The sequence below is a fragment of the Citrobacter sp. RHB35-C21 genome, assembly GCF_013816515.1.
Taxonomy (GTDB): Bacteria; Pseudomonadota; Gammaproteobacteria; order Enterobacterales; family Enterobacteriaceae; genus Citrobacter; species Citrobacter braakii.
The window spans coordinates 1,614,382-1,626,959 of the sequence record NZ_CP057147.1 but is presented as its reverse complement, the minus strand read 5'-3'; the positions used below and the strand labels follow the sequence as shown (position 1 = coordinate 1,626,959).

The window sequence follows — 12,578 nt, the reverse complement described above, 5'->3', positions numbered from 1 at the left end:
GCCTCTGCTTAAAAATAGTTCTTCATTTTTCCTGATGCTGTAAACGAGACCCGCCTCTGAGCGGGTCTTTCTGTCGCTAAGTCAATCCGCAAACGTCAGGGCGCGCTCATCGACAGCCGCGTACAATTCAGGTTCACCGAGTGCATAGCCTTCATTGCGCAGGTAGGAATGCACGTATTCGCTGTTTTCATCATCAAACTCAGCACGAAACCAGCGTGTTATCGCCTGAGTGTAAATATGCAGATTATCCAGCGTTGTTACTGCCAGACGCTTACCCGGCATAAACGGGGGAATAAACGCAAAGCGGCCAGCAACAGAACTTGTAGCCATCTGTGCAGCATTCACATCAGCCGGGCGGTCTGCGGCATTAAATAACTTCAGGCGTTGATGTGCTGCCAGCTCTGCCCCAACCAGTACAACCAGACGGGGATCTTCACGAAACTGCTCAGCAATAAGCTCTGTAATCAGATGGTTGGCCAGCGCATCAATATTTTTCCAGGTGCCAGACTCTCCCAAAGTGACAGGCTCAGAGATGATTTGCTTCCCGTTCCCGTAGGCTTTCGCCAGTGCATGCCAGCCAATATTGACATCCTCTCCTTTTTTATTGATTTCCGGGTTTGTAGTATTTGCAATCGACACACCATTGAAACCGACCCGCAGCATGTCCAGCGCATATGCCTGGGCAAAAAAGCTCTCAACCGTTTTCTCAAACTCATCCGGCACGCCGGTATGGTAAATATGAGACATATCGGAATAGCTGATCCGGGCGCAGGTATCCGTCTCTGTCAGAAAAAACTCCGTACCATTGACTGCCATTTTTTTGTGGAAACGGCCACCATCCACACGTCCGGTATGTAGTTCACTGGCACCAATATTGACGGCATTACCTGACACGGCGTTAACATCACGTAGCGTGATATTTTTAATAAGCCACCCGGATTCCAGAATTGAGGTACGCAGTATATTTTCAGTGGGTTCGCTTAATGCAAAGCGTCTTTTTGATTCCTCCTGATAGTTAGTGCCAGTAACGAATTTATTATGATAACGACGTGCTGCGTCCGGCCTTTCAGTTTTGAAGGCATACATAGTTTTTTACCTTTTTTAGTATTTAAGAAAAGATTTTATTTTTGTACTCAGTAACCCGATTGTATTTCATTATATGTTCAACATAATCCCGGTCACTTACGACTGAACGTAATACATAATTATCTGCTCGATAGTACTCCCTGTAAGCCATAGCTCTTGCCATTCCACCGTTATTTAATACATAACGATCAGTTGGAACGCTACAACGGCTAATAATTTCATTCACAGAATCAGACAAAGATTTGAGTGAATATGTAATAAATTTAATATCACGAACAACGTCACCGTCATTAAACACAGAAATAAAATCAGCAGGGATCTGGCCGGATTGAGGAAATATGCTCAGTAAACGCTTCTCAACTCCCTTACCAATGTAGTTAACTTCATCGGCCAGTACGCCCGGTAAAAGCTTGATTGTGCTCAGTCGGCTATGTTGCTCATTCAGCCGGGAAACAGCCTGATGGTAACACCGTTCAACATCCGCGCGTTCAGCATGCCCCGTTTTATTCGTTTTGGCTTCAGCAATGCTACTGACGCCGTTTTTTGAGAATGTACTTTTCCATGCAACTTCCGCATTTGTCACTTCACGCTGCCGGAAAGATAACTCTTCCTCTTCCTGACGACACAACTGGGCATAACGGCTTAGGAGCAGGTTGATCTCATTCGCCACAGCTTCCGTATCAGGTACTGTTAACCCTGTAAGTGAATACAGCTTTTCACCTTTAGCGCGCAGCTTATTCAGTGAATAGATTTCGATAATACGCACAATACAGGCCGTGTCGCTATGAGTTTCTTTAAATGGGCTTACTTTGTAACTGTCTAACACCGACACATGTTCGTTCTTAATTGATGCCAGTTTTTTCTTAAAAACATTGTCAATCATATAATTGCCACCTCAATTTAGGAGTTTAATTTTCTATTGAGAATATTCTTCTCTATCCATTCATTAACTTCATGCTCCACCCATGCAACAGAACGAGAACCGATAGAAACTTGGTTCGGAAATTCATCATTCTTTATCTTTAGATAAATTGTTGACTTGGGTAAGCCAGTCAAATTAATCACTTCTGATATTCTCAGAAGTCTATAGTTTTTTTGGGGTGCGTTTTCCCGAGGCAATAAGCTCATGGCTATGTCCTTCACATTAGATATTTATACTAAGACTTAATTAGTCTCTATTGGGTGTATATATACTTGCACAGAAGAATTAATACGTAAAGAATGACACTTTCAAAATTATTCAAATAATTTGAATGGTGAATAATGGTGAATAATAGTGAATGTTAGGGAATATTACTGAGTGACAACCTTTGCCAGTGCTTGTTAATCCCTGATAATGATGAAATTTGATGAACAATATATGTAACAATTTGTAAATAAAAGGCTACATTGGCTGGGCTGGGCTGGGCTGGGCTGGGCTGGGCTGGGCTGGGCTGGGCTGGGCTGGGCTGGGCTGGGCTGGGCTGGGCTGGGCTGGGCTGGGCTGGGCTGGGCTGGGGAAAATACACCTAGTCCATAAAAAGTACTAATTTTTTCTTATGTGTATAACTAAGTGTATAGAATTTTAATTCCAGTATTTATATATTCATAAAAATCAACTCATTAATTCATCAATCTCATTCCTGCAGGGGACACTTTTAATTAAATGCATCCGGCTAAATCCTTTCATTTACCTGTCAGTTCATCCCTGAGCCAGGCGATAAAACGGCACATTCCTCACCGTTGCAGTAAGATTGTCGGACACCATTGTCTGCTCAGTAGCTATCCGCATCCCTGATTTTCTCAGCCTCAGTACGTCAGCAGCAATACGTTGGCTGCCAAACCAGAAAAGCCCGTCCAAAGCAGTGACATCAAGGCCTGATTCCAGTGCCAGCTTCAGACGCTCACGCGGTGCTTTTACCGTTTTAGCAATTTGCTGATATGGCGCTTCGCTTGAACCTGCACGATTAATGCGTCGAATACGATGCGACAGGCGGTACTGAAATTCATCCGGTATCCCGCAGAGACTCGCTTTCAGGCTGTAAACACAACCAAAGCGTTTGCCGTTAAAGATTACGTTTTTCTGACTAAGCTGTAGCTCTTCACGAACGCTGGCAATCAGTTGCGGGGTACGGAGTAATAACAAACGGAAAGGCAGCTCAAAGCTGGTCACATAGTCCACATTCAATAAAGCAATACGCAGACGCTCTTCCGGACCCGCCTTCATTTCCCGACATTCAGCAATAACATCAGCCCACTGGCCAGCCAGACGGGAACTTTCAGTCGCCTCAGTAAAGCTGTATTTTTCAGTCTGATAATCAATACGTTCGGTCACTCGGAATTCCCTTCTGGCCACATCTCGGTATTGGTTGCTCACTTTACCAGCGACAGACTGCAACCGGAAGCCTGCGAGTATGGTCAGTGGAATGATAGAAACTTCTGCGGAAACGCTTCATTTATTGATAAATCAATCATTAAAAATATATTTTGACTAAAATCAATTAACCAAAATTATGGTTATTGAAGTATAGCCATGATTAATCTTTAGCCAGTTTGTCAGGAATAAGTTCTCCATAAACAGGCTGATTAATACCGGTAATGAGAAACATTATCGGAAATGATTCATCACTCAGAAAAAAGGAATTTATTCATATGTTCAGAATCAAGACCAGTATCGCTACTTTGACCCTTTGTACCTTACTGACAGCTCCCGCATGGGGAGACGCGCAATCGCCGATAAGGCTGGTGATCCATGGTGGTGCCGGTACCATTACAAAAGATACCATCACACCAGAACAGGAAAAGCAGTATACAGAAAAACTCACTGAAGCTCTGAATGCAGGTTATACGGTTCTGAATAAAGGCGGTAGCAGCCTGGAAGCCGTTCAGAAAGCGATTAATGTGATGGAAGATTCTCCTCTCTTCAATGCAGGTAAAGGTGCCGTGTTTACCCACGATGGCCGCAATGAACTGGATGCGTCCATTATGGATGGGAAAACCCGAAAAGCCGGTGCCGTTGCCGGTGTAACCACGGTTAAAAACCCAATTAATGCGGCGTATGCCGTTATGACTCAAAGCCCGCACGTACTCATGGTCTCGACAGGCGCGGATAGCTTTGCAAAAGAACAGGGACTCGCAACCGTTGATCCTGCTTATTTCAAAACAGATTTTCGCTGGCAGCAATTACAGAATGCAATCAAAAAAGAAAAAGTGCTCCTTGATCACGATGGAAAGAGCGCTGCCCTGTTCGCTGATCCAATGATGTATGACTATAAATATGGCACTGTCGGCGCTGTTGCTCTGGATAAAGACGGTAATCTCGCTGCCGGAACGTCTACAGGCGGAATGACCAACAAACGTTACGGACGTGTGGGGGATTCACCTATCATTGGCGCAGGAAATTATGCCGACAATGAAACCGTGGCGGTATCCGCAACCGGCTCAGGAGAAATGTTTATCCGCACGCTGACCGCGTATAACATTGCAGCCCAGGTGAAATACCGCAATACCCCTTTAAAAGACGCAGCGCAGAATGCTCTGGATGAAGTTAAGGCGCTGAATGGCAGCGGTGGAGTAATTGTGCTTGATAAAGCCGGTAATTACACCATGTCCTTCAACTCTGAAGGTATGTACCGGGGAACCATAGGCGATGACGGAAAACCCGTTGTAGCCATTTATCGTTAATACTATTTCCCCGCCAGGGGATGAACCGACCCGGTATGTTGTCCGGGTCGGTTAAACGGCGTCAGGTCAGACAACAAAACGATTGACCAGATCCTTCATGGTGACAGACAGATTGTCCAGGCGCTGGCTGTCGCTTGCGGCCTGAGAAACCAACGCCGCGTTTTGCTGCGTGACCTGCTCCATAGGTCGCAGTGCCAGGTTAATCTGAGTTACCCCTTGCGATTGTTCCGTCGCTACACGAGCGATATCCGCAATATATTGCTTCATGCTGGTGGTATTGTCCGCCGCGGCTTCTAGCGCGGTAGCGGACGCCGTAACCCGCTCAACACCCTCACTAATTTTTACCATATTCTGCGCGACCAGCTCGCGGATCTGATTAGCTTCTTTGGCACAACGCTGCGAAAGATTCCGCACTTCACTGGCGACAACCGCAAACCCCCTGCCCATCTCTCCTGCCCGTGCAGCTTCCACTGCCGCATTCAGCGCCAGCAAGTTAGTCTGAAACGAAATATCGTCAATCGAGGTCACAATATTCGAGATTTTCTCACTGGAAGAGCGAATATCCCCCATGCTCTGATTTGCCGCACTGGCGACGTTACTGGCCTGGCGGACCTCTTTTTCCAGCCTGATTGTCAGATGCTCCGCTTCGCGGGCATTGTCCGCCGTTTGCGTAATCGTCGTGGAGAGCTGTTCCATACTGGCCACCGCTTGTACTATTGATGCTGCCTGTTCATCCGTGCGTTGGGCCAGGTCCTGATTACCCACCGTAATACTGCTGCTGGCATCGGATAAAACCACGGAGCCTTGTTTAATCTCCTGGACGATATGCTGAATACTTTCCAGCATCGTGTTATAGGCGCGATTAAGTGAGGAAAGCTCATCTTTCCCTGGGGTCGCCAGTCGTTGAGTCAGATCGCCGTTCATACCCGCAATCTTGCGGAGCGTGTCACTAAATTGACGATGCATATTGATAGCGATTGCCCCTGCGAACGCCAATGATGCCAGGAGCGCTAACAAGCTGACAATCATATATATTTGCCAGTTTTTTCGTGCATCCTGCGCGAGTTTTTCCGCATTCGCTAACAGAAGATTCGCCGTCACATCTTCTATCTGCCGCATCACTTCAATACGCTGGGTTTGAACCTTGAACCAGACAGTAGGATCGACATCAAATCCACCGTTCGCGGCATGACTAAACGCGGTTTCGCGTAATGAGAGGGCTTTTGACGCTTCTGTGGACTGTAAGCGGCTTTCCAGCATGGCCGCCTGTTCCGGAGGGCTCAGACGCAACGATTGTGCCAGCCAGACGTTCTGTTTACTGACGACATCACTGAGTTGATGTAACTGCCCCTCGGCGAAATGACCGGAGGAAAAGATATTTGACAGCAGCGCGCGTTCAATACCTGCTTGTTCTTTCAAATTCAGCAAGTTGTAGTAGGCGGCGAATGCGTTCGCCATCTCGCCTGAATCCGTCAACTGTCCCAACCTGCCCACAAAACTCAGCACATCAGCAATGACATTAGTATAAAACTTAACGACATCGGAGGCCGGAAGCCCCAATCGCGTGACGTTTTCCCGGATGGTGGCAAGCGACAGAATGTTTTTCTTAAACGTGGTGACAGAATTGGCGGCATCCCCTTCTGGTAATGCAGTATCGGACAGTGAACGCACAAAGACCTCGATCTCGCGATCGGTTAAAGCCCGCTGCGCGGTTAACTCATCTTTGAACGTCTTCCCTTCAGCCCCCAGAAATCCGACGCTCATTCCCCGTTCTTTTTGCAGCTCATGCACCACATTTCCGGCACTACGCGCGAGCGCTGTCAGTTGAGCAATATTTTCCATCTGCCGTTCTGTCTCAATGCGCGTCAATATTCCTGAACCAGCAAACCAACATAACGCCAATAATAGTGGTTGTAGCGCGATTATTAACTTCATTTTCATCGGCATTCGATAAACCCACCACATGCCACTTCCCTCCATTGTCCATATTTTCATTATGGTTATCGGCGCAATGAGGCTGCACTTTAAATTTGATCAAGAGACAACTGATTGTTTTTTAGATTAAATACCTGCCAAAATAACTCTATTTGATTATGATGATCAGGATAAATCACTGAAATATTTATTTTTATGATATCTATTCTCAAGATAGTTAAATCATTCAGCATATTATTTCTTATTAAAAAACGAGTTAACTATCAACACGATTCGGAAAGGGAGTAAGACACAGAACGGTGACGCCTACTGGAGATAACCGTCGTGGCACGGCCATTTTCTGGCATCCCGCCGAACGTTAAGGTTATAATCCTGACAACGATTTTATTGGATTAGAAGCGACGATGACAAAACTTACCCTACAAGAACAGATGCTTAAGGCAGGTCTGGTCAGCAGCAAAAAAGTGGCCAAAGTGCAAAGAACGGCGAAGAAATCGCGCGTTCAGGCTCGCGAAGCCAGAGAAGCGGTTGAAGAGAATAAAAAAGCGCAAATTGAGCGCGACAAGCAGCTCAGCGAACAGCAGAAACAGGCCGCGCTGTCTAAAGAATATAAAGCCCAAATCAAGCAACTGATTGAAATGAATAAAATCACCATTACCCGTGGCGATATTGGTTACAACTTTACTGATAATAACCTGATCAAAAAAGTCTATGTTGATAAGGTGACTCAGTCTCAGCTGATCAAGGGCCGTCTGGCCATTGCCCGACTGACGGCTGAAAGCGGCAACGATAGCGAATACGCCATTATCCCGGCTGTCGTCGCCGACAAGATTGCGCAGCGCGATGCAAGTTATATTGTTTTAAATTGCGAGCTGAGCCAGGAAGCGAAGGACGAAGACGATCCGTATGCTGATTTTGTCATCCCTGATGATTTGATGTGGTAAGAAAAACAACCAGATAATCACCCGGACTTCCGTTGCCTATTTCGGTGAACGCCAACGCCGCCACCGAAATACTTCGACGTCCCTTCGCCCCCAATTCTGTCGACTAAAACTTATAGTGTTCTTTGCTCAGCCCGTATTTTCTCATGCGTAAATACAATTTTTTACGCGGGATTTGTAAATACTCCGCCACTTCATTAATGCGCCCCTGATGAATATTTAGCGCTTCAGTAATGATCTGTCGCTCGTACTCTTCAACCCGCCGATCGAGCGGTGTTGGTTCAGGCAGATGCAGCTGCGGATTCGCGGTTTCAGCCAGCGGGAGTAGCCCAACGGCAAAAAGCTCGGCGGCATTCGCCAGTTCCCGGACATTACTTAACCACACGCGGCGCCGCATGCCTTTCAGTAACTCCCCTTCAACCTCGGGCACGGGATGGTTCAGGCGCAGACAGGCTTTCTGCAGGTAATGACGAAACAGCGGCTCAATATCATCCGGACGCTGTGACAGCGGCTGACAACCGATTTGCGTCATCGCAAAACAGTAATAGAGTTCGGCCACAATCTGGTTGGTTGCCGCCAGTTCCACTAACGATGTGTCACCAATGCCTATCAGACGAAACGGACGCCGCTCCTGGCTTTGCAGATGCACCATATGGTGCTGCTGTTCACGTGTCAGGCACTCAATATGGCTCAGGACCAGCGTTCCTCCTTGCGCCTGTGCAATAAGGTCATTGAGTAGTCCCGCGTTCCCGGGCGTTAGTTCACCGCGGATAAACGGCCCATCAGCGCTGCGCCCAAGCTGATGCAAATACCGGGCTCCGGTCATACGTCCTGTCCCCGGCTCGCCATAAAACCAGACGGCAATATCCGTTTCCGCCAGGTGTTGCAGACGTTGACGATACTGATTGACCCAGTCACTGTAGCCGAGCAGTTCAACCTGAAGCTTTTGCTGGCAATAATGGCGACGGGCAATCACGGATTGTCTCTGACGCAGCGCATCCTCTACCAGCGACAGCAGTTTGCCGGGGTCGACCGGTTTTTGCAGAAAGTCCCATGCGCCTTTCTTTACTGCCTCCACCGCCATCGGGACATCGCCATGCCCGGTGATAAGCAGAATAGGGAGCTGATTATCATCCTGATGAAACAACGTCATTAGGTCTATTCCATTGCAGCCAGGCATACACACATCGCTCAGAACAATCCCCGGCCAGTCGGCTTGCAGCCAGTTTCGGGCATCAAAAGGGTTATTGCATGCATAGACACGGTACCCCTCTTGTTCAAGCAACAGAGTGTAAGCGTCGAGAACATCGGCATCATCATCAATCAGCAGAACAGAATAGTCATCACACAACATCGTTTACATCCGTCAGATTAAATTGCAGAACGACGCAGGCATTACGCCCCGGTGTCGACGCCAGGCGCAGCTCGCCGTTCATTTGCCCCATTAACGATACACAAATCGATAAGCCAATACCGAGCCCCACATCCTTACTGGTGGTAAACGGCTTTAACAGTGATGGCAATAACGCCTCAGGCCAGCCGGGGCCGTTATCGCAGACAAAGACGCACAATCGGCTGCCCTCAGCCTGCCAGTGAACCTCTATTTGCGCGCCAGTCGGACTGGCATCCAGCGCATTTGCCAGTACGTTTACCAGCACCTGCTGAATACGCACTTCATCACCTGTCACCCATACACTCTGGGCTGGAAGCGTCAGCGTACCCTGCTGTGGCTTATGCCGCATAGCCAACAGTTCCCAGGCGGCGCTGAATGTTTGTCGCAGATCGACCGGATGCAAAGGCGCGCCCGGCTCGGCCCGACGTGCAAACTGACGCAGCGAACGGATAATGGCATCAATACGGGTAATCAGCCCCTCCGCTTTGGTTAACGTACTTCTGGCCTGAGCGGATTGTCCTTGTTCAATTGCCCTTCCCGCCGTAAACAGGTACATCGACAGCGCATTCAGCGGTTGGTTAATCTCGTGCGCCAGCGTGGTCATGGTCTGTCCAACCACTGCCAGTTTTGCCGTCTGGATCAGTTCATCCTGCGTTGCCCGGAGATCGGACTCTATCTCCTTGCGCTCTGTCACTTCCTGCTCCAGCTGATTTTTTTGCGCACTCAACTGGCCCAGAGTATGGCGCAGCAATCCTGCGATGCGCCCGAGCTCATCGCGCCCATAAACCGGGATGGTGGCATCCGTTCTGCCAAGACCAATTTGCACCACGGCCTGGTTGAGTGCGGTAAAACGCTTCACCAGACGCGAACGAATAAAGTAATGGTTGAGCCCCCAGGCGAGAAGTAGCGCCAGCAGCGTCGCCAGCAGAATAAGTCCACCGCTGACGCGAACAATTTGTTCCAGCCGCTGGTTAAACATCTGCATTTGCTGATGGCTACTCCCCAACTGCGCCTCAAGTAGTGTTCGAAAGCGCCCGAGCGTTGCCTCTCTGGCATGGTTGGCATCAACGAGCGCTTTTTGCGCGGCGACATAATCGCGCATGGTATCGGGCATTTTATTTTTCATCATCCCGATTTCCAGTAACTCATCAATGGTTTGCCGCAGGGTGATAGTACTGGGCCAGTCATCGAGGGTACGGATATTTTCATCCGCCGTTTTCTTCAGGTTCTCCAGATAGCGGATATGATTCTCCACCAGCATTCCGTCGTCGCTACCCGACTTCAGTTCATTGAGCCTGTCGCGTAAATCATCCACGATCTGATTTTCAATTCTTGCCAGGGTGTAAACCTGCTGCTGCTCGTTTTGTACCTCTCTGGCACGTTTGAGATACTGCGCTGCATCGCCGTTTTTGGCCTCAATTTGATCCAGCAACGTCCCCTGCTGCCAGGTAAAATCCTGCACCAGCGAATTCAGCTCGGTAGTAAAATCATCATGTAGCCAGTCGATGCGCGCGGAGAGTTCACTCACCTTTTCGCGCACGAGGAACATGTTGTAGAGCACCCGGTCCAGCTCCGCCATCAGCGCCCGACTGTCTTGCAAAATCACCGCCAACTGCTGTTGTTCTGCCGATTGTAATCCCCGGCTCAGCACCTCAATTTTGTCCAGATGAGAAATAATTTGATTGCGCAGTTGCAGCCTTACCGTGGTGTTGGGGGCCAACAGGAATTCATTAAGCTGATCCACAACCAGGTTGAGATTTCCTTCTATCAAAAAAGCGGAATGTACGCGCGGGAAGTAATCATCAAGTGAATAGCGTATCTGCGAGCTCTGCTCATGCCAGGAGTACAAACTGACGCAGCTTACGCTCAACGTCAGTAATGCGCCCGTCAGAAACGCTCCCCGCAGGCTGCTGCTGATGCTGAGCTGGCGCAGGCGTTGCAGTATCGAACCACCTTTCATTTTAACTCTTCCAGTTTGGATATCGCCTGACGCTGATTTTTAAGAAACCAGAGCTGCCACTCCATCATCTGCTGTTCGGCTACGCTTTTATTCTCAAATTGCGCAAGCCAGGCCTCATCTTCACTACTTCTGGCATCTATCGGGACGCTGGTCAGTAATGCTCTGATTTCGGGTAGCGGGCGTTTCAGGCGCGCTTCCGCACTGTATAGCGCCCGCCAGGCATCTTTCAGCTGCGCGAGTCGAAAACTGATGGCGGTATCAAACATCCGCTGCACCAGCTGTTGCCGCTTAAGGATCAGCCGATAATTAAGCGCGGGCTGGCTCATCAAAATAGCCTGCTGAGCGGCGCGTGGGTTATCAGGCGCGAGCTGCGTGACCGGATATTTCCCCGTGTTCGCATCCGCAAGGATCCGCTGTCCTTCCGGGCTTAACAGATAGCGGATAAAGCGACGCGCTTCGTTGGGGTGCTGGCTATTCTTGAGTACGGCAACATAGGTGGGTGACACCGCCGAGCGAGGGAAATAGGTAAAAGTAAGGTGCGAATCGTTAAGCAACAGGTTGGCATAGTTATCAATGACCGGCCCCGCCACGCCCAGACCGCTCTTAATTTTGTCGGCCACGCCAAAACTGCGTGATGAAATCGTTACCAGATTACCGGCGCTGGCCAACAGCGTCGCCCAGCCCTCTTCCCACCCTTTCTGTTGCAGCAGCGACTCAACCATCAGGTGGTTGGTATCGGAACGCGACGGGCTACTCATCAACAGCGCGTTCTGATATTTAGGCTGCGTTAAATCCCCCCAGTCGGCAGGCGGCGGAAGATGCCGCGCCGCCAGCGCAGAACGATTAATCAACAGGCCAAACCCTGATATCGCCACAGCCACGGAGGTCGAGCGAATCGAGTCTGGCACCAGCCGCTGGCTTTCAGGCAGCGCATTATCGAAAGGCGCCAGCTTCTGATGCTCCTGAAGATGCTGCAACAGCATGGGTGATGAGGTCAAAATCAGATCGACGTTTTCTGCATTCGCAGTATCCAGCAACTGTTCCAGCGAACCGCTGGTCCGGTTTAACGTGCGAATCATCACTGACCCTGGCTCCGTCTGCCAGCGCTGGATAATCCAGGCCGTGGCCCCTGGGGAAAAGGTGGTCGCCATCACCAGCTCTTTACCCAGGACCTGGCAGCTCGCCGACAGCGACATAAAACAGAGCAAGAATGCCCAAAAACGCCCCCGGCCCAACAGTCTGTTTGTGATCCCGTTCATAAATACCAACATGTACAAAAAATAATATTGAGACAAAACTTACCCGTTTATCACCGCTGGGGGGGAGAATAAGGTTATTCGTAGAATAACCAAACGGAAAGTGACGACATCAGTAAAGAATACCCGAAAATGCAGCCTGAATTTGTTAATACCCGCACACGCCGATGATAAAAATGCCCGTGAAAGAATAGAATTGAAAATCCATTATTAAAAAAGAGTCAAAATCTGCCACGCCGCCCGCAAATTGAGTCAATAGTGACACATTTCATCAACTTGAGTTTCTTCGCCGTCTATTTCACTCTTCACTGCGAAAAATCCTGATATTCACATCAATAAAAAAT

The 12,578-nt window shown here is 48.9% G+C and carries 11 protein-coding genes; 3 read left to right on the top strand and 8 right to left on the bottom strand.

Annotated features, from left to right (window positions below; all coding sequences use genetic code 11):
• Positions 1 to 81 precede the first annotated feature (81 nt).
• The 3 genes from HVZ39_RS07845 to HVZ39_RS07835 are packed head-to-tail and all read right to left on the bottom strand — an operon-like array spanning position 82 to position 2,214.
• On the bottom strand, positions 82 to 1,086 hold the full coding sequence (locus HVZ39_RS07845; RefSeq protein ID WP_181633430.1) for a P2 family phage major capsid protein: 1,005 nt from the start codon (positions 1,084 to 1,086) through the stop codon (positions 82 to 84).
• 22 nt (positions 1,087 to 1,108) lie between these two features.
• Complete coding sequence (locus HVZ39_RS07840) at positions 1,109 to 1,969, bottom strand: hypothetical protein (protein ID WP_181633429.1); 861 nt, start codon at positions 1,967 to 1,969, stop codon at positions 1,109 to 1,111.
• Between the two features lie 17 nt (positions 1,970 to 1,986).
• A complete protein-coding gene (locus tag HVZ39_RS07835; RefSeq protein ID WP_031602044.1) occupies positions 1,987 to 2,214 on the bottom strand; it encodes an AlpA family transcriptional regulator in 228 nt (75 codons plus the stop codon).
• A 261-nt stretch (positions 2,215 to 2,475) separates the two neighbouring features.
• Between HVZ39_RS07835 and HVZ39_RS26780 the strand changes: the two genes are divergently transcribed.
• A complete protein-coding gene (locus HVZ39_RS26780; RefSeq protein ID WP_256434479.1) occupies positions 2,476 to 2,598 on the top strand; it encodes a hypothetical protein in 123 nt (40 codons plus the stop codon).
• Positions 2,599 to 2,767: 169 nt separating this feature from the next.
• Here the strand turns inward: HVZ39_RS26780 and HVZ39_RS07830 are convergent, their stop codons facing one another.
• On the bottom strand, positions 2,768 to 3,400 hold the full coding sequence (locus HVZ39_RS07830; protein ID WP_080858939.1) for a DNA-binding protein: 633 nt from the start codon (positions 3,398 to 3,400) through the stop codon (positions 2,768 to 2,770).
• A 317-nt stretch (positions 3,401 to 3,717) separates the two neighbouring features.
• Between HVZ39_RS07830 and HVZ39_RS07825 the strand changes: the two genes are divergently transcribed.
• Positions 3,718 to 4,749: an isoaspartyl peptidase/L-asparaginase gene (locus HVZ39_RS07825; RefSeq protein WP_080858940.1), complete on the top strand. Its 1,032-nt coding sequence runs from the start codon at positions 3,718 to 3,720 to the stop codon at positions 4,747 to 4,749.
• Between the two features lie 66 nt (positions 4,750 to 4,815).
• Here the strand turns inward: HVZ39_RS07825 and HVZ39_RS07820 are convergent, their stop codons facing one another.
• On the bottom strand, positions 4,816 to 6,714 hold the full coding sequence (locus tag HVZ39_RS07820; protein ID WP_181633428.1) for a methyl-accepting chemotaxis protein: 1,899 nt from the start codon (positions 6,712 to 6,714) through the stop codon (positions 4,816 to 4,818).
• 374 nt (positions 6,715 to 7,088) lie between these two features.
• Here HVZ39_RS07820 and HVZ39_RS07815 point away from each other — a divergent pair, with 374 nt between their 5' ends.
• Positions 7,089 to 7,628 (top strand): DUF2058 domain-containing protein, encoded by a 540-nt coding sequence (locus HVZ39_RS07815; RefSeq protein ID WP_016157066.1) that lies wholly within the window; start codon positions 7,089 to 7,091, stop codon positions 7,626 to 7,628.
• Between the two features lie 103 nt (positions 7,629 to 7,731).
• On the opposite strand, the gene pgtA is transcribed toward HVZ39_RS07815, so the two are convergent.
• Genes pgtA through pgtC form a run of 3 tightly spaced genes read right to left on the bottom strand, consistent with a single transcriptional unit; the run spans position 7,732 to position 12,174 of the window.
• Entirely contained in the window at positions 7,732 to 8,979 is a 1,248-nt protein-coding gene (pgtA, locus tag HVZ39_RS07810; protein ID WP_181633427.1) for a two-component system response regulator PgtA, read from the bottom strand.
• Positions 8,969 to 10,963 carry a two-component system sensor histidine kinase PgtB gene (pgtB, locus tag HVZ39_RS07805; RefSeq protein WP_170973721.1) on the bottom strand — a complete coding sequence of 665 codons (1,995 nt, stop codon included), beginning with the start codon at positions 10,961 to 10,963 and terminating at the stop codon, positions 8,969 to 8,971. Before pgtB ends, pgtA begins: the two co-directional genes overlap by 11 nt.
• A gap of 11 nt (positions 10,964 to 10,974) precedes the next feature.
• A complete protein-coding gene (pgtC, locus tag HVZ39_RS07800) occupies positions 10,975 to 12,174 on the bottom strand; it encodes a phosphoglycerate transport regulator PgtC (protein ID WP_155849802.1) in 1,200 nt (399 codons plus the stop codon).
• Between the last annotated feature and the right edge of the window lie 404 nt (positions 12,175 to 12,578).